Source organism: Microbacterium gilvum (assembly GCF_039543865.1).
GTDB classification, from domain to species: Bacteria; Actinomycetota; Actinomycetes; order Actinomycetales; family Microbacteriaceae; genus Microbacterium; species Microbacterium gilvum.
In genome coordinates, this window is record NZ_BAABKO010000007.1 from 170,133 (window position 1) to 187,059 (window position 16,927).

14 protein-coding genes are annotated in these 16,927 nt (G+C 72.3%); 7 read left to right on the plus strand and 7 right to left on the minus strand.

The genetic code is table 11. The features are described 5' to 3' along the window. The first annotated feature begins 75 nt into the window (after positions 1 to 75). The 6 genes from ABD998_RS17125 to ABD998_RS17150 are packed head-to-tail and all read left to right on the plus strand — an operon-like array spanning position 76 to position 6,998. A complete protein-coding gene (locus ABD998_RS17125; RefSeq protein ID WP_345442035.1) occupies positions 76 to 1,584 on the plus strand; it encodes an ABC transporter ATP-binding protein in 1,509 nt (502 codons plus the stop codon). Next, positions 1,581 to 2,846: an ABC transporter permease gene (locus ABD998_RS17130; RefSeq protein ID WP_345442038.1), complete on the plus strand. Its 1,266-nt coding sequence runs from the start codon at positions 1,581 to 1,583 to the stop codon at positions 2,844 to 2,846. The genes ABD998_RS17125 and ABD998_RS17130 overlap by 4 nt, the downstream gene beginning before the upstream one ends. Beyond that, entirely contained in the window at positions 2,846 to 4,129 is a 1,284-nt protein-coding gene (locus ABD998_RS17135) for an ABC transporter permease (RefSeq protein ID WP_345442041.1), read from the plus strand. The genes ABD998_RS17130 and ABD998_RS17135 overlap by 1 nt, the downstream gene beginning before the upstream one ends. Positions 4,130 to 4,131: 2 nt before the next feature. Continuing rightward, positions 4,132 to 4,527, plus strand: coding sequence for a cytidine deaminase (locus tag ABD998_RS17140; protein ID WP_345442044.1), 396 nt, complete (start codon positions 4,132 to 4,134; stop codon positions 4,525 to 4,527). After that, the gene (locus ABD998_RS17145; RefSeq protein WP_345442047.1) at positions 4,524 to 5,813 is read left to right on the plus strand and encodes a thymidine phosphorylase; all 1,290 of its coding nucleotides are present in this window, start codon (positions 4,524 to 4,526) and stop codon (positions 5,811 to 5,813) included. Before ABD998_RS17140 ends, ABD998_RS17145 begins: the two co-directional genes overlap by 4 nt. Positions 5,814 to 5,867: 54 nt before the next feature. Next, positions 5,868 to 6,998 (plus strand): adenosine deaminase, encoded by a 1,131-nt coding sequence (locus ABD998_RS17150; RefSeq protein ID WP_345442050.1) that lies wholly within the window; start codon positions 5,868 to 5,870, stop codon positions 6,996 to 6,998. A 111-nt stretch (positions 6,999 to 7,109) separates the two neighbouring features. Here the strand turns inward: ABD998_RS17150 and ABD998_RS17155 are convergent, their stop codons facing one another. The 7 genes from ABD998_RS17155 to ABD998_RS17185 all read right to left on the minus strand — a co-directional run bounded on the left by ABD998_RS17155 (position 7,110) and on the right by ABD998_RS17185 (position 14,776). Further along, entirely contained in the window at positions 7,110 to 8,084 is a 975-nt protein-coding gene (locus ABD998_RS17155) for a hypothetical protein (protein WP_345442053.1), read from the minus strand. Between the two features lie 271 nt (positions 8,085 to 8,355). Next, positions 8,356 to 9,114: an alpha/beta hydrolase gene (locus ABD998_RS17160; protein WP_345442055.1), complete on the minus strand. Its 759-nt coding sequence runs from the start codon at positions 9,112 to 9,114 to the stop codon at positions 8,356 to 8,358. A gap of 161 nt (positions 9,115 to 9,275) precedes the next feature. After that, on the minus strand, positions 9,276 to 10,430 hold the full coding sequence (locus ABD998_RS17165; protein ID WP_345442058.1) for a mannitol-1-phosphate 5-dehydrogenase: 1,155 nt from the start codon (positions 10,428 to 10,430) through the stop codon (positions 9,276 to 9,278). Beyond that, the gene (locus tag ABD998_RS17170; protein ID WP_345442061.1) at positions 10,427 to 12,472 is read right to left on the minus strand and encodes a PTS mannitol transporter subunit IICBA; all 2,046 of its coding nucleotides are present in this window, start codon (positions 12,470 to 12,472) and stop codon (positions 10,427 to 10,429) included. The genes ABD998_RS17165 and ABD998_RS17170 overlap by 4 nt, the downstream gene beginning before the upstream one ends. 29 nt (positions 12,473 to 12,501) lie before the next feature. Further along, positions 12,502 to 14,157 carry a phosphoenolpyruvate--protein phosphotransferase gene (gene ptsP, locus ABD998_RS17175; RefSeq protein WP_345442064.1) on the minus strand — a complete coding sequence of 552 codons (1,656 nt, stop codon included), beginning with the start codon at positions 14,155 to 14,157 and terminating at the stop codon, positions 12,502 to 12,504. Next, entirely contained in the window at positions 14,157 to 14,432 is a 276-nt protein-coding gene (locus ABD998_RS17180; RefSeq protein WP_345442067.1) for an HPr family phosphocarrier protein, read from the minus strand. The genes ptsP and ABD998_RS17180 overlap by 1 nt, the downstream gene beginning before the upstream one ends. Positions 14,433 to 14,449: 17 nt before the next feature. Next, on the minus strand, positions 14,450 to 14,776 hold the full coding sequence (locus tag ABD998_RS17185; RefSeq protein ID WP_345442070.1) for a PTS sugar transporter subunit IIB: 327 nt from the start codon (positions 14,774 to 14,776) through the stop codon (positions 14,450 to 14,452). Positions 14,777 to 14,911: 135 nt separating this feature from the next. Between ABD998_RS17185 and ABD998_RS17190 the strand changes: the two genes are divergently transcribed. Further along, entirely contained in the window at positions 14,912 to 16,828 is a 1,917-nt protein-coding gene (locus tag ABD998_RS17190; protein ID WP_345442073.1) for a BglG family transcription antiterminator, read from the plus strand. The last annotated feature ends 99 nt before the right edge of the window (positions 16,829 to 16,927 follow it).

The window sequence follows — 16,927 nt, forward strand, 5'->3', positions numbered from 1 at the left end:
GGGCGGTCGGGCATCTGCCCGGCCGCCCCGCGGCGCGTCTCCTCCCCGTCCACACCTGCACGGTAGGGTGCCCACATGAAGCTCGAGCTCCGCGGAATCACGAAGCGATTCGGCAGCCTCGTCGCCAACGACCACATCGATCTCACGGTCCGTCCGGGCGAGATCCACGCGCTCCTCGGCGAGAACGGCGCCGGCAAGTCGACGTTGATGAACGTGCTCTACGGCCTCTACCAGGCCGACGAGGGCGAGATCCTCCTCGACGACGTCCCGCAGCGCTTCCGCGGACCCGGCGACGCCATGGAGGCGGGCATCGGCATGGTGCACCAGCACTTCATGCTCATCCCCGTCTTCACCGTCGCCGAGAACGTCGCGCTCGGGCATGAGCGCACGACGCGCACGGGTGGGCTCGACCTCGGAGCCGCGCGTGCGCAGGTGCGCGAGGTCGCCGCCCGCTTCGGATTCCACGTCGATCCGGACGCCGTCGTCGAGCAGCTGCCCGTCGGCGTGCAGCAGCGCGTCGAGATCATCAAGGCCCTCGCGCGCGACGCCAGGGTGCTCGTCTTCGACGAGCCGACCGCCGTGCTCACGCCGCAGGAGACCGACGAGCTCATGGCGATGATGCGCCAGCTGCGCGACGAGGGCGTCGGCATCGTGTTCATCACCCACAAGCTCCGCGAGGTGCGCGAGGTCGCCGACCGCATCACGGTCGTCCGCCGCGGGAAGGTCGTGGGCGAGGCCTCTCCCACGTCCACCAACGCCGAGCTCGCCTCGCTCATGGTGGGTCGTGCCGTCGAGCTCACGGTGCAGAAGAAGCCGGCCAGCCCGAGCGCCGGCGGTCTCGTCGTCCGCGATCTGCGCGTGCGCACGGACGAGGGCGTCGTCGTCGTCGACGACGTCTCGTTCGAGGTGCGACCGGGTGAGATCCTCGCGATCGCCGGCGTGCAGGGCAACGGCCAGACGGAGCTCACCGAGGCGCTCGTGGGCCTCGAGAACCATGTCACCGGCTCCATCTCCCTCGACGGGCAGGAGCTCGTCGGCGCGTCCGTGCGCACGATCCTCGACGCGGGCGTCGGCTTCGTCCCGGAGGACCGCACCGTCGACGGGCTGGTCGCGAGCATGTCGATCGCCGAGAACCTCGTCCTCGACCGCTCGGACGCGGCGGAGTTCGTGCGCTTCGGCACGCTCCAGCGCAGCGCCCTCGACTCCTTCGCGCACGACCGCATCGCCGAGTTCGATATCCGCGCCCAGGGCCCCGACACCGCAGCGGGCACGCTGTCCGGCGGCAACCAGCAGAAGGTCGTCGTCGCACGCGAGATGAGCCGCGACCTCAAGGTGCTGCTCGCGGCGCAGCCCACGCGCGGCGTCGACGTCGGCTCGATCGAGTTCATCCACTCCCGCATCGTCGCCGCGCGCGACGAGGGCGTCGCCGTCGTCGTCGTCTCCACGGAGCTCGACGAGGTCGTGGCCCTCGCCGACCGGATCGCGGTGATGTACCGCGGGAAGATCGTCGGCATCGTGCCGAGCGATACCCCGCGCGACGAGCTCGGCCTGCTCATGGCCGGCGCCCAGGAGGCATCGGCATGACCGACCAGCAGCAGCCGCTCCCCGCCCACACGAGCACGCCGCGCACCGCCGTGCCGCAGTCCAACCGCGTGCTCCGCGAGATCCTGCGGGGCAGCGTCGTCACCTCGATCCTGGCGGTCGTCGTGGCCCTCGTCGTCGGCGGCGTGCTCATCGCCCTGACGAGCGAGGACGTGCGCGAGGCGGCCGGGTACTTCTTCGCCCGCCCTGGCGACACGTTCTCCGCCATCTGGCAGTCGGTCGCGGGAGGGTACGAGGCGCTCTTCCGGGGCGCGATCTACAACACCCGCGCGGAGGACGTCGCCACGGGCATCCGCCCCCTCACGAACACGCTCGGGAACGCGGCGCCCCTCATCGCTGCCGGGCTCGGCGTGGCGCTCGCGTTCCGCGTGGGGATGTTCAACATCGGCGCGCAGGGCCAGATCCTCTTCGGCGCGGCGCTGTCGGCACTCCTGACGTTCCGCCTCGACCTGCCCCTCGCCATCCAGCTGCCGCTCACGCTCGCGGCCGGCATCCTCGGCGGCGCCATCTGGGCCGGCATCGCGGGGATCATCAAGGCGCGCACGGGAGCGCACGAGGTGATCCTCACGATCATGCTCAACTACATCGCGGTCTACCTCGTCGACTGGATGGTCAGCACGGCCGGCGTGCTGCAGAAGGCCGGATCCAACCAGCCCATCTCGGCCGCGACGCCGGAGGGCGCGCAGTTCGCGCCGCTGTTCGGCGCGGCCTTCCCGAACCTCGACGTCGGCTTCCTCATCGTCATCGCGGCGACCGTCTTCGTGTGGTGGCTGCTCGAGCGCTCGAGCCTCGGCCTGCGCATGCGCGCCGTGGGCGAGAACCCGCACGCGGCGCGCGCGGCCGGCATCTCCGTGAAGCGCATCTACGTGTACGCGATGCTCTTCGCGGGCGGTCTCGCCGGCCTCGCCGCCATGAACCAGATCCAGGGCGCCGTGACGACGGGCTTCGACAGCCACATCGACGCCGGCTTCGGCTTCGACGCGATCACGGTGGCGCTGCTCGGACGCAGCCGTGCATGGGGGACGTTCGCCGCCGGCATCCTCTTCGGTGCGCTCAAGGCGGGCAGCTACAGCATGCAGGCGTCAGAGGGCATCCCGGTCGACATCGTGCTCGTCGTGCAGGCGCTCGTCGTCCTCTTCGTCGCGGCACCGCCGCTCGTGCGGACGATCTTCTTCCTGCCGAAGGACGAGTCGGAGAAGAGCGCCAGGGCCAGGGCCCGCGCGGCGCGGAAGGCGGTGGCGTGATGTCGCAGGTCGCAGCGGGGATCCCCGAGGAGGTCGTCGTGCCCACGCTCGTGCGCGTCCGGCGCCCCAAGCTCGCCATCACGCTCGGACTGCTCACCGTCCTGCTCGCGGCGCTGTTCGTCTTCGCGCCGCGCTCGGGGTGGACGACGTACCGGCTGAGCGCCGCCGACGCGCTCATCCCCATCGGAGAGGTGAGCATCCCGACCGCGCCGTTCCTGTGGGGCGTGCTCGCGGTTCTCGTCGCGCTCACCGGATGGGCCGTGGCCGACACGCTCGCCTACCGCACGACGCGCGCGTGGGTGCCGATCGCCTACGGCGCGTTCGCGCTGTTCGCCTTCCTCACCTGGGCGGGGGCGGATGGCCTCATCCCCGTGATCAGCCTCTTCGCCGGAGCCCTCTCGATCTCCGTGCCGATCGTCTTCGGCGCGCTCGGCGGCGTCATCGGCGAGCGCGTCGGCGTCGTGAACGTCGCCATCGAGGGGCAGCTGCTCTTCGGGGCGTTCTCGGCCGCCATCCTGTCGAGCATCACGGGGAATCCGTTCGTCGGGCTCCTCGGCGCCATGCTCGGCGGCGTCCTGGTCTCGCTCGTGCTCGCCGTGTTCGCCATCACCTACCTCGTCGAGCAGGTCATCGTCGGCGTCGTGCTCAACGTGCTCGTCACGGGCCTGACGGGGTTCCTCTTCGGCATCCTGCTGGTCCCGAACGAGCTCGAGCTCAACCGGCCCGCCACCTTCGAGCGGCTGCCGATCCCCGGCCTCGTCGAGATCCCCGTGATCGGCCCCGTGCTGTTCAACCAGACCTTCCTCGTCTACCTCATGTACGTCGCCGTGGCGCTCGTCGCGTGGGGCCTCTACCGCACGACATGGGGTCTGCGCGTGCGCGCGGTGGGCGAGCACCCGCAGGCGGCCGACACGGTCGGCATCCGCGTCAACCCGATGCGCTTCTGGAACGTCACCCTCGCCGGCGCCATCGCGGGCGCGGGAGGCGCGTACTTCACCCTCGTGTCGGTGCCGCAGTTCAACGAGCAGATGACGGGCGGACTCGGCTTCATCGCCCTCGCCGCCGTCATCTTCGGCCGGTGGGACCCCATCCGCGCGACGCTCGCCGCGCTGCTGTTCGGGTTCGCCACGAACCTGCAGAACCTGCTCTCCGTGCTCGGGACGCCCATCCCCAGCCAGTTCATGCTCATGCTCCCGTACGTCGTGACGATCCTCGCGGTCGCCGGCTTCGTGGGCCAGTCGCGCGGCCCCGCCGCCGCGGGCAAGCCGTACATCAAGGGATGACGATGGCCGACATCGACTGGGACGCCCTCCGGGTCGTCGCCGCCGACGCCATGCGGAAGGCGTATGCGCCGTACTCGCGGTTCCCGGTGGGGGCGGCCGCGCTCGTCGACGACGGGCGCGTCGTCGCGGGCTGCAACACCGAGAACGCGTCGTACGGCGTCGGGCTGTGCGCGGAATGCGGGCTCATCTCCGATCTCGCCATGACGGGCGGCGGGCACCTGGTCGCCTTCGTGTGCGTCGACCGGGAGGAGCGCACGCTCATGCCGTGCGGACGCTGCCGGCAGCTGCTGTTCGAGCATGCCGCTCCCGGCATGCTGCTCGAGACGGTGTCGGGCGTCCGCACGATCGACGAGGTGCTGCCCGATGCGTTCGGGCCGCGCGACCTGGAGGAGCGATGACCGCGGAGCCCTTCGACGCCGTCGACGTCATCCGCGCCAAGCGCGACGGCGGCCGGGTCCCCGAGGACGCGCTCCGATGGATGGTCGACGCCTACACGCGCGGCTATGTCGCCGACGCGCAGATGGCGGCGTTCGCGATGGCCGTGCTCCTCAACGGCATGGAACGCGACGAGATCCGCGTCCTCACGGAGGCGATGATCGCGTCGGGGGAGCGGATGTCGTTCGCCGCCCTCGGGAAGCCGACCGCCGACAAGCACTCCACGGGAGGGGTGGGCGACAAGATCACCCTGCCCCTCGCGCCTCTCGTCGCGACCTTCGGGGTCGCCGTCCCCCAGCTCTCCGGGCGGGGGCTCGGGCACACGGGAGGGACGCTCGACAAGCTCGAGTCCATCCCCGGATGGCGCGCAGCGCTGTCGAACGACGAGCTCATGGCGCAGCTCTCGGACGTGGGCGCGGTCGTGTGCGCGGCGGGCACGGGGCTCGCCCCCGCCGACAAGAGGCTCTACGCGCTTCGCGACGTCACGGGCACGGTCGAGGCCATCCCGCTCATCGCCTCCAGCATCATGTCGAAGAAGATCGCGGAGGGCACGGACGCCCTCGTCCTGGACGTGAAGTTCGGCTCCGGCGCGTTCATGAAGGACATCGACCGGGCGCGCGAGCTCGCCGAGACGATGGTGGCGCTCGGCGCCGACTCCGGCGTGCGCACGACGGCGCTCCTCACCGACATGACGACGCCGCTCGGCCTCGCGGTCGGCAACGCCAACGAGGTGCGGGAGTCGGTCGAGGTGCTCGCGGGAGGCGGGCCGTCCGACGTGGTCGAGCTCACGGTGGCGCTCGCGCGCGAGATGCTCGCCCTGGCAGGACGGCCGGACGTCGACGTGGCGGCGGCGCTCGCGGACGGCCGCGCCATGGACACGTGGCGGCGCATGATCCGGGCGCAGGACGGCGACCCCGACGCCCCGCTGCCGATGCCGCGGGAGACGCACACGCTCACCGCCGATCGCGCCGGCGTCGTCACGCGGCTGGACGCCTTCGGCGTCGGCGTCGCGGCGTGGCGCCTGGGCGCCGGTCGCGCGCGCGCCGAGGACCCCGTGGTGCACGCCGCCGGGATCGACCTCCACGTCAAGCCCGGCGACGTCGTCACGGCGGGGCAGGCCGTCCTCACGCTCTCGGCCGACGACCCCGCGCGGTTCGCGCGCGCACTCGAGTCCCTCGACGGAGCGTGGGAGATCGGCGATACTGCTCCCGAGCGCGCCGGCATCGTGCGCGAGCGCATCTCCGCCTGACCGCCCGCCCGGCACCGGGCCATCCGCACCGCACCCCAGACCCAGGAGGCCGTCATGGCGACCCAGAAGACCGCAGAGCCCCGTGTCGGAGGCGTCGCGCTGCGCAGCCTGCCCAAGGTGTCTCTGCACGATCATCTCGACGGCGGCCTGCGCCCGCAGACCGTCATCGAGCTCGCAGAGGGCACCGACCTCGCGCTGCCGGCCTCCGACGCCGAGGCGCTCGGGGAGTGGTTCGCGGCGCAGGCCGACTCCGGCTCGCTCGTGGAGTACCTCAAGACGTTCGAGATCACGATCGGCGTCATGCAGACGCGCGAGGGGCTCACGCGCGTCGCGCGCGAGTTCGTGGAGGACCTCGCGGCCGACGGCGTCGTGTACGGAGAGGTGCGCTGGGCTCCCGAGCAGCACCTCGACGGCGGGCTCACGCCGGAGGAGGCCGTCGAGGCGGTCCAGGAGGGCATCGAGCAGGGCGAGGACCTCGCCGAGGACGCCGGCATGTCCATCCGCGTCGGGCAGATCCTGTGCGGGATGCGCCAGAGCGACCGCGTGCGGGAGATCGCCGAGCTCGCCGTCGCCTTCCGGCAGGAGGGCGTCGTCGGCTTCGACATCGCCGGGCCGGAGGACGGGTTCCCCGCGTCGAGGCATCGCGCCGCGTTCGACTACCTCGCGGGCGAGTTCCTGCCCGTCACGGTGCACGCCGGCGAGGCCGCAGGCATCGCGTCCATCCGCTCGGCCCTGCTCGACGGGCGGGCGCTCCGGCTCGGACACGGCGTCGCCATCGCCCGCGACGTCGACGTCGTCTCGCGGGAGGGCGAGGAGGTCCTCGTCCAGTTCGGCGACCTCGCGCGCTGGGTGCGCGATCGGGAGATCCCGCTCGAGCTGTCGCCGTCGTCGAACCTGCAGACGGGGGCGATCGCGCACTGGGGGACGCAGATCGAGGACCATCCCTTCGACCTGCTGTACCAGCTCGGATTCTGCGTCACGGTGAACGTCGACAATCGCCTCATGAGCCGCACGTCGCTCACGCGCGAGCTCGCCATCCTCGCCGCGGCGTTCGACTACGACCTCGACGACATCGAGCAGTTCCAGCTCAACGCGGCCGCCGCGGCGTTCCTCCCCGTCGAGCAGCGCGAGGAGCTCATCGACCTCATCACAGACGGCTTCGCCAAGCGGTCACGGCGCCGCTGACCCCCGGCGGGGCCTTCCCTCCCTCATCCTCCTTCTCGTCCTCCTTCTCGTCCAACGGATATCCGTTGGACGTGAGCCCACCGCATTTCGCGTCATCCGGTGTGCTCTCGGTCAGCGGATGGGCGTTCGCCGAGGGAAGACGTGGAAGGCGCGCAGGCGATCGGCGAGTGCGCCCCGTGTCGCGATGTCGGCCATCCCCCAGCGGAGGAACGGTCTCCGCATGGTCGCCCGGATCCAGTCCTCGCGTCGTTTCTCGTCGATGACCGCCTGCTCCGCCGTCCGGCCGCGCAGCAACAGCGGGTCGCGGTACTTCGTCTCGCCGTCGAACTCGGCGAGCACCCCGGCGAAGCCGAGATCCACGGAGTACTCGCCGCCATCGGGGCCGGCCACGCGTACCTGGACCTCGATCGGAGCGAAGCCGAGATCGGCCAGATAGAGCCGGCTCACGCTCTCACCCGGGCCGTCCGCGCCCGGATGACCGAGGTCGACCATCCGTCGTGCCTGCACGATGCCACGCGCGCCGGCTCCCGCATCGACGTGCCGCCGGATGTCCTCCCGCAGTCGCTCCGCGGCCTCGATGTCGCGCACGCGGCCGCTGCCGTCGACGGCGACCTGGCGCAGCGCCGCATCGATGACGGCGATCGCGGTCTCGGCGGGCTGCGTCCGGATGACGTCGAAGACCGTGCGCGACAGACTCGTCGTCAGGCGGCCGTCGAGGCGGACGATGTCGGCCGGGTCGCACGCGTCGTCATGCCGGAAGCAACGCGAGGTCGACGACGCCGCACGTCCGTCGACGTTGACGGTGTGGATCCGTTCATCGCGGACACGGAACAACGGCAGCGCGTGAGCGGCCGCGGCCGTGATGTTCGCCGCGATCGGCTCCACCTCGGCATCCTCCCGCGCCGCCGTGAACAGCTGACGTTGACGCTCCTCGACGTAGGTCGCCTGCCACTCGCGGGCGTTCGCGTAGCGGCCCGGCCGCACACGGAGGAGGGAGCCGAGAGCAAGCGCGGCCTCGAGACCGGCACGGCCGAGGTCGGCGACGACGGCGGCACGGGTGAACAGCAGGGGCGATCGAGCGGGCATGCCCCGATCGTGCCCGCCGGGGAGCGCGGCATGCGCGGTGCAGCGGGCGGATGTGCACAGCTCGCGCCGCGCACCGGCCTGTGGACGAGTGGTGCGGGCGGCCGCGCCGTCTCCCGCCCCGTCGCGCCGCTGGTGCCCGTCCCGTCCAGTGCCCGTCGAGACCACATGCGCGTGCCGAGACCGCACGGCATACCGCGCACTGCGGTGCGGATTCGGCGAACGGATGTCCGATTGCCGGGGGAGGGGGAGAGAGCCGGGGCCCGGGGACCCGTCAGTCGAGCGTGGCGGCGAGCGCCCCGACGAGCTCTGTGATCTGCGCCGTCATCTCGTCGTCCGGGATGGTCGCCGTGCCGTCGCCGGCCTGGGGCCCGTAGTCGCCGAACGAGGCGTGGTTCGCGCCGGCGATCTCGACGAGCTCGGCGTCCGCCGGGAGGAGCGGGCGGGCATCGGCGATCTTGTCCGGCGTGGAGAGGCCGTCCTCGGACCCGGAGATCGACAGGACCGGGAGGCCCGAGTCGGCGAGATCGTTCGCGCAGTACGACCCGAACAGCACGAGGGCGTCGGCGTCGGCGGCGAGCTGGCACGAGCGCACCCCGCCGAGGGAGTGGCCTCCGACCATCCAGGTGCCGACCTCGGGTGCGAGGGACGTGAAGTCCGAGAGCGGCCGCAGGTCGAAGAACGCGAGGTTGAGCCACGGTCGGGTGATGACGACCGTCATCCCCTCTTCCGCGACGAGATCGGAGAGCTTCGCGGCGTACGCCCACGGGGCGACCTTCGCTCCCGGCACGAAGACGAGGCCGACATCGCCCGCCTCGCCGGAGTCGCTCTCGGCGGGGGAGAGCACGATCGCGCCGGAGGTGTCCTCCGCGACGATCGCCGGGTCGTCCTGAACGGAGGCGAGCGGTTCGGCCTCCGCGCCCATGACGCCCACCTGGCTCCAGATGAGGATGCCCGCCACCACCACGACGACCAGGCCGCCGACGACGCCTCCGACCCATGCGGCGATCCGTCGCCCGCGCCTGCTGCTCACAGGTCGAGCCTACGCGCGAGGCGCACCGACCCGCCGCGTCGAAAGGCCATCCGACTGGCGAAAGCACACGCGATATCGCCGAATCGGATGGCCTCTCGTCCAACGGATATCCGTTGGACGAGAGGCGCGGGACGAGAGGCGCGCGGGGGATAAGGGGCGCCTCAGCGCGCGAGGGCGGACTGGCGGGAGGCGACCTCGGCGCGGACCGCCGGGTACAGCGGGTGCCCCGCGTCGAGCCCCGTCACCTCGGCGGTGAACGCGTCGGCATCGAGCATGGCCAGCAGCCCCTGCAGCTCGACCGCCTGGGCGTCCTCGGTGTCCTCGAACCGCAGCGCTGCGCCCATCGCCGCGACGAGCGCGTCCGCACGGAGGCCGCGCTCGACGGCCTCGGCCGCGGGTCCGACGAAGCGCTCGTGCCGCGACAGCTTGCGCAGCGGCTGGCGCCCGACGCGCTGCACCGTGTCGGGCAGCGCCGGGTTCCGGAACCGCCCCAGGATGGTCTCACGGTAGGCCGCGAGATCCTCCGGGGCGAAGCCGTGCTTCACCGCGAGCAGCGCCGAGGTCTCGGCGAGCGCCGCCTCGACCGCCGCGGCGACCTCGGGCACCGCGAGGGCGTCGGCGATCCGCTCGATGCCCGCGACGGCGCCGTGGTACGCCGTGGCGGCGTGCCCCGTGTTCACGGTGTAGAGCTTCCGCTCGATGTACGGCGCGAGGTCGTCGACGAAGTGCGCACCGGGGATGCTCGGCAGGTCGCCCTCGAACGGCCCCTGCTCGATCGCCCACTCGAAGAACGGCTCCACGGTCACGTCGATCCCCGCACCCGCCGGCTGCCCCGGCACGATGCGGTCGACGGCCGTGTTCGCGAACACGGCGCGCCCCTCCAGCGCGTCCCAGCCGGGGCCGGCCAGCTCCGTGATCTCCGCGCGCAGCTGATCGGTGGCGCCGATCGCGTTCTCGCACGCCATCACCTGCAGCGGCGGCGCGTCGGGGTCGCGCAGGGCCAGACCCGCGAGGATGTGCGGGGCGATGAGCCGCAGCACGGTCGGGCCGACGGCCGTGGTGACGACGTTGGCCGTCGCGACCTCGTCGGCCACGGCCTGCGCGTCCTGCGAGCTGTTCACGGCGCGGAAGCCCGTGACGACGCGGTCGACGCCGCCCGGGCCCGCCTCGTGCACCGTGTACGACTCCGCCGCCGAGAGCGCGTCGACGAGCGACGCGGCGACGTCCGAGAAGACGACCTCGTATCCGCCCTCGTGGAGCAGCAGCCCCACGAACCCGCGGCCGATGTTGCCGGCGCCGAAGTGGACGGCCTTCATCGGGAGTCTCCGTTCACGCTCTGGAACAGGTCGTACAGCTCGTCCGCCGTCGTCGCGGCCTTCAGCTGCGCGATCCGGTCGTCGTCGCCGAACAGCTCCGCGACGTTGGCGAGGATCGTCAGGTGCTCGCCGCCCTTCCCGGCGATGCCGACGACGAAGGTCACCTCGTCGCCGTCCCAGTCGACGCCTCCGTCGTAGCGGACGACCGAGAGCGCCGAGCCGAGGATGGCGTCCTTGGCCTCGTTCGTCCCGTGGGGGATGGCGAGCTCGTTGCCCATGTACGTGGACACCGTCTCCTCGCGGGCGCGCATGGCGTCGACGTAGGCCGGCGTCACGGCGCCCGCGCTCACGAGGATGTCCGTGGCCTCCTGGAGCGCCTCGTCCCGCGTCGCGGAGCCGCGGTGGATGCGCACGCTGCCGCGCGTGAGCACGCCGTCGTCGGCGCGCGTGCGCCCCGAGCCGATCGGGCCGGTGGTCGTGGGGACGACGACCGGCTCCTCGGCTGCGGGAGCGGTCTCGCCTGCCGCCTGGGCGCGCAGCAGCTCCACGACCTCGTCGTAGCGCGGCGAGTTCATGAAGTTGTCGACCGAGACGTGCACGGCGCCCGCGGCCTTCTGCTTCGCGCGGTCGGTGAGCTGGGCCTGCGTGATGACGAGGTCGGCCGTGCCGTCGAGGGCGGCGATCGCCTTGTTCGTCACGGTGACGCCCGGGATGCCCGCCTGCTTGATCTTGGTGCGCAGGACGCTCGCGCCCATCGCCGACGAGCCCATGCCCGCATCGCACGCGAAGACGACGCGCTCGATGGGCCGTGTCGCGACGCCGGTGGCACCGCCTGCGAGGCCTCCGAGCACGCTCGACTCCTTGCCCTTGTTCGCCTGCGTCTGCGCCACGGCGGCCCCGAAGCCGTCGACGCCCGCCGCCTCGGCGGCGAGGTCGCGCTTGCGGCTCGCGCGGAGGATGACCGCCGCGATGACGAAGGTCACGGCGGCGGAGAGGACGACGGCGAGGATGACGCCGAGGTAGCTGTCGCGTGCCGTCTGGGCGAGCACCGCGAAGATCGATCCCGGTGCCGCCGGGGCCACGAGGCCGGAGCGGAACACCACGTTCGTCGCGACACCCGTCGCGCCGCCGGCGATGACGGCGAGCAGCAGGGCCGGCTTCATGAGGACGTAGGGGAAGTACACCTCGTGGATGCCGCCGAAGAACTGGATGATGGCGGCACCGGGGGCCGAGGCGCGTGCTGCTCCGACGCCGAAGAACGTGAACGCGAGGAGGAGACCGAGGCCGACGCCGGGGTTCGCCTCCAGCAGGAAGAGGATCGACTTGCCCGACTCGCTCGACTCGGCCGTGCCGAGCGGCGTGAGCACGCCGTGGTTGATGGCGTTGTTGAGGAAGAACACCTTGGCGGGCTCGATGAGGATGCTCGTGAGCGGAAGCAGGCCGTTGTCGACGAGCCATCCGACCGCGCCGCCGAGCACGTTCATGATCCAGTTCACGATCGGCGCGATGACGTAGAACGCGAACACGGCGGCGATGAAGCCGAAGATGCCGGCCGAGAACATGTTGACGAGCATCTCGAAGCCCGCCTTGATGCGGCCCTCCCACAGCGCGTCGAGCTTCTTTATGACCCACGCCGCGAGGGGGCCCATGATCATGGCGCCGATGAACATGTGGATGGTGCTGATCGGCTTCTCGCCGGCCGCCTCGAGCTCGACGTTCTGCAGGCCGATGAGCCAGTCCGAGCCCGCGATCGCGCCGAAGGTGGCGATGGCGCCGACGACCGCGCCGCGCGTCTCGTAGATCATCCGGCCGCCCTGGTAGGCGATGACGATGGGCAGCAGGTAGTGGATCATCGGCCCGACGACGGAGTTGAGCGCCGGATTCGGCGTCCATCCCACGTCGATGAAGAACGCGGTGAAGATCCCCCACGCGATGAGCGCGGGGATGTTGGGCATGATCATGCCGGAGAGGAAGGTGCCGACCTTCTGCACTCCGACGCGGAGCGATCCGGGCGTCTTCGCCGCGGTTGCCGTGTCAGACATGGATGTGTTCTCTCTTGTTCGGGTGGGGATCAGGCGTTCGACGCGGCGCGCGCCGCGTCGCGGGCGGATGCCGCGTCGGAGGCGGCAAGGGCCGCCTCCGCGAGGCGGCGGGCGTCGTCGAGCGTGTGCTTCAGCAGCTCGGCGCGCACGTCGACGAGGGCGCGCGGCGACATCGACAGGGTCGTCGCGCCGAGTCCCACGAGCACGACGGCGAGGAGCGGGTCGGCCGCCGCCTGCCCGCAGATGCCGACGGGCTTGCCGTGCGCGGCTCCCGCGCGGCCGATCTCGGCGACGAGGCGCAGCACGGCGGGATGCCAGGGGTCCTGATACGACGCGACCGTGCCGAGCATGCGGTCGGCCGCCATCGTGTACTGCACGAGGTCGTTCGTCCCGACCGAGCCGAAGTCGGTCACCTCGAACACCCTGTCGGCGAGGAGCGCGACGGAGGGCACCTCGACCATGACGCCGGCCGTGCGGATGCCGTGCTCGCGTGCGATGCGCGTGAAGTACTCGGCCTCCTCGACCGTCGCGACCATGGGCGCCATGACCCACAGGTCGGCCTCGGTCGCCGCGTCGGCCGCGGCGAGCGCCGTGAGCTGGTCGCGGAGGACCTCCTCGTGGTGGCGCAGCGCGCGAAGGCCCCGGCGTCCGAGCGCGGGGTTCTCCTCGCCCTCGTCCGTGAGGAACTTGAGCGGCTTGTCGGCTCCGGCGTCGAGCGCGCGCACGACGACCTTCCGGCCGGGGAACGCCTGGAGCAGGCGCGTGTACGACGCGGTCTGGTCCTCGACCGTGGGCGCCGCCTCGGAGCTGAGGAAGAGGAACTCCGTGCGGAAGAGCCCCACCCCCTCCGCTCCCAGCGCGACGGCCTCGGCGGCTCCGTCTGGGTCGCCGAGGTTGGCGAGCAGCGGCACGGCCGTGCCGTCGGCGAGGGCCCCGGGCGTGACGGGTGCCTCGGCGGCCGCCCTGCGCGCGTCGGCGCGTGCGGACGCCTCCGCGCGCTGCGTGTCGTCGGGGTCGACGACGACGAGGCCGGCGGCCGCGTCGACGACGACGTAGGCGCCGTCGACGAGGAGATCGCTCTCACCCGTGCCGACGACGGCGACGATGCCCTTGTCGCCGGCGAGGATGGCCGTGTGCGAGGTCGGGCCGCCCTCGGTCGTGACGACGGCGAGCACCTTGTCGAGATCGAGGAGCGCCGTGTCGGCGGGCGCCAGGTCGGGCGCGACGAGCACGAACGGATGGCCGGGATCGGGCACGCCGGGCGCCGCCACGCCGCGCAGATGCGCGATGACGCGCTGCGCGACGTCGGCGAGGTCGGCCGCCCGCTCTCCGAGGTACCCGCCCATGGCCTGCAGCGTCTCGGCGAACTCGGCGAAGGCGGCATGGACCGCCCACTCTCCTGTGCTGCCCGCGTCGATGCGCGCGTGCACGCCCTCCTCGAGCGTCGGGTCCTCGGCCATCATGGCCTGCGCTTCGAGCACGTCCTGGGCCGTGCCGCCCGCGCGCTCGCCGCGGGCGTTGAGCTCCGCGGCGACCGCCGCGACGGCCGCCGCGACGGCGGCCTTCTCCTCGTCGGCGCCGCGCGTGCTCTTCTCCTCGCGCGGCGGATCGAGACGCGCCGCCATGCGGGCGATGGGCCCCTGGGCGACGCCCTGTCCGATGCCGACGCCGCGGAGCTCGGCCATCAGGCCGCGTCCGTGTCGGTCTCGAGCTGCGTCGTGAGCGCGTCGAGCACGGCCTCCGCGCCGTCGCCATCGACCGTGAGGGTCACCTCGTCGCCCGTGTTGGCGCCGAGGGAGATGACGCCGAGGATGCTCGCGGCGTTGACGGGCTTGCCGTCGCCCTTCGCGATCGTCACGGCCAGGCCGGAGTTCTTGGCGGCCTCGGCGAACAGCTTCGCGGGGCGGGCGTGCAGACCGTGCGACGAGGCGATCTTCACGGTACGGCTGACAGCGGACATGGTGACTCCCTTGCGGATCAGCTGGACGCGACCGGCGCGTCCGGTTCGGCGACGGCGCGCACGAGCGCGAGCACGCGCGTGCCGTCGGTGTCGGAGAAGACGTCGTCGGGCAGCGGCACGACCGCGACGCCGCGCGGCACGGCGGCGGAGCGGATCGCGTCGAGCGAGGCGACGAGATGCGGGCCGACGAGGACGACGTCTGCCGCGTCGATGTCGACGGGCAGAGACGCCTGCGCGCCCGCGAAGGCCGAATAGGGGAGCCCGGCGGCCCGCGCGGCGCGGTTGACGCGATGCGCGACGAACGTGCTGGACGCCCCTGCGCCGCAGACCACCAAGATCCTCATCGACCGACTCCTTCTGACTCTTCATCCTCGCGAGCGACCGGGTGCGCGACAACTGGTCTTTCTTCCGCCCGGGCGGAAAGCCGGCGCGGCCGGAGCGCGTGGTTGACTTGTCTGACGCGTGCGGAGGAGGTGCGGATGTCGCGGCAGCGTCAGGATCGTCTCGTCGCGATCCTCCTCCGCGATGGCGGATGGATGACCGCGGCCGCGCTCTCGGACGTGCTCGGCGTGACGCCCCGCAGCATCCGCTCCTATGTGACGGCCGTCAACGGGCGCGTGCCCGGCCATCCCGTGATCGCCTCGGGTCCCGCGGGCTACCGGGCGCATCCGACGGGGGCGGCGCTCCTGAAGGAGGCGGGCGCCTCGGCTCCCGGGACGCCGCGCGACCGGCTGCACCGGCTCATCCACGCGCTCATCGACGCGGACGACGGCCTCGACCTGCACGACACGGCCGCGGCGCTCCACGTCAGCGAGGCGACGCTCGAAGGCGACCTCTCACGCGTGCGCGCCCTCGTGCGCACGGGCACCGACCTCGCTTTGGAGCGCACGGGGCCGCGCGTCGTCCTCGCGGGGACCGAGCTGGCGCGCCGCCGCCTGCTGTCCTCCCTCGCGCACGACGAGATGGACGACGGCGCCTTCGACGTCGAGGCGCTGCGGCGCGTCGTCGGCGCGACGACGGTGTCGGCCGACGCCTTCGGCCGGTTCAAGGGCGAACTCGCGGCCGAGCTCGGCGCCCTCGGCTACTTCGTCAACGAGTTCGCCGTCGCCGACGCGGCGCTGCACGCCTCCATCGCCGTCGACAGGGCCCTCCAGGGGCGCTCGCTCGACGCCGTCCGCGGCGACCCGGAGGCCGAGCACGAACGCCTGGCCGAGGTCGTCGGCCGTCTCGCGGAGGCGGCTTTCGGGATCGCGCTGGGCCCGGGCGACCGCCTGCACCTCGCCTCACTGCTGCTCACCCGCGTCGTGGTGCCGGGGACCGCCCGGGCGGGAGCCGGCGGGATCGACCCCGCCGTGGAGACCGCCGTGCGCGCCGCGGTCTCCCGCGTCTCCCGCGAGTACCTCGTGGCGCTCGACGGCGAGGAGTTCGCGCTCCGGCTCGCGCTGCACGTGCAGAACCTCGCGCTGCGCGCCAGGGAGCAGGCGTGGTCGCGCAATCCGCTGACGCGGTCGATCAAGGCGACCTACCCGATGATCTTCGAGGTCGCGGTATCGATCGCCGGGGACCTCTCCGAGAGGCTCGGCATGGCCATCCGCGACGACGAGATCGCCTACATCGCGATGCACGTCGGCGGCGAGCTCGAGCGCGCCCGCGCGGGCGGCACGCGCCTCACGGCGACGATCGTCTGCCCGGGCTACTACGAGCTGCACGAGCTGCTGCGCTCGAGCATCGCCCGGTCGCTCGGCGGTGCCGTCGAGGTCGTCGAGGTCGTGACCCGCGTCGACCCCGACTGGCGCGGGATCGACAGCGACCTCGTGCTCACGACGATCGAGCCGCCGACGCCGTCGGAGCGCATCGTGCGCATCCGGCCCTTCCTCACGGAGTCCGACGTCGACCGCGTGCAGCAGGCGGCCGCCCGGCTGCGTCGCGCCCGCCGCCTCGCGCGGCTGCGCATGGAGCTGGAGCGCTACTTCGACGCGGAGATGTTCGTGCGCGGCATCGGGGGAGACGAGCAGTCCGTCATCCGGCGACTGGGCGCGCTCCTCGTCGAGCGCGGCGTCATCGACGACGGCTACGTCGACGGCGCCATCGAGCGAGAGCGGATGTCGTCGACCGCCTTCACGGACGCGCTCGCCGTCCCCCACGCCATGCGCATGACGGCCAGCCGCACCGCCATCGCGATCGGCATCGCGGAGTCGCCCATCGCGTGGGGCGACTCGCGCGTGCAGGTGGTCGCGTTCGCGGCGTTCAGCGAGAGCGACCGCGAGGCGTTCCAGACCGTCTTCGAGCAGTTCGTCGAGGTGTTCGGCGGGCGCGACGACGTGCAGCGGATCATCCGCCGCGGCACCGACTTCGCCGGCTTCCTCGACGAGCTCGTCGCGATCATCGGCAGCTGAGCCGCGTCACCGGCGTCCAGCGGGCTGCTTCCGGTCGTCGAGCGAGCGGAGCGCGTCGGCACGTCCGGGTCGCCGCGCGCCCTCTCGGAGCGGCCGGGG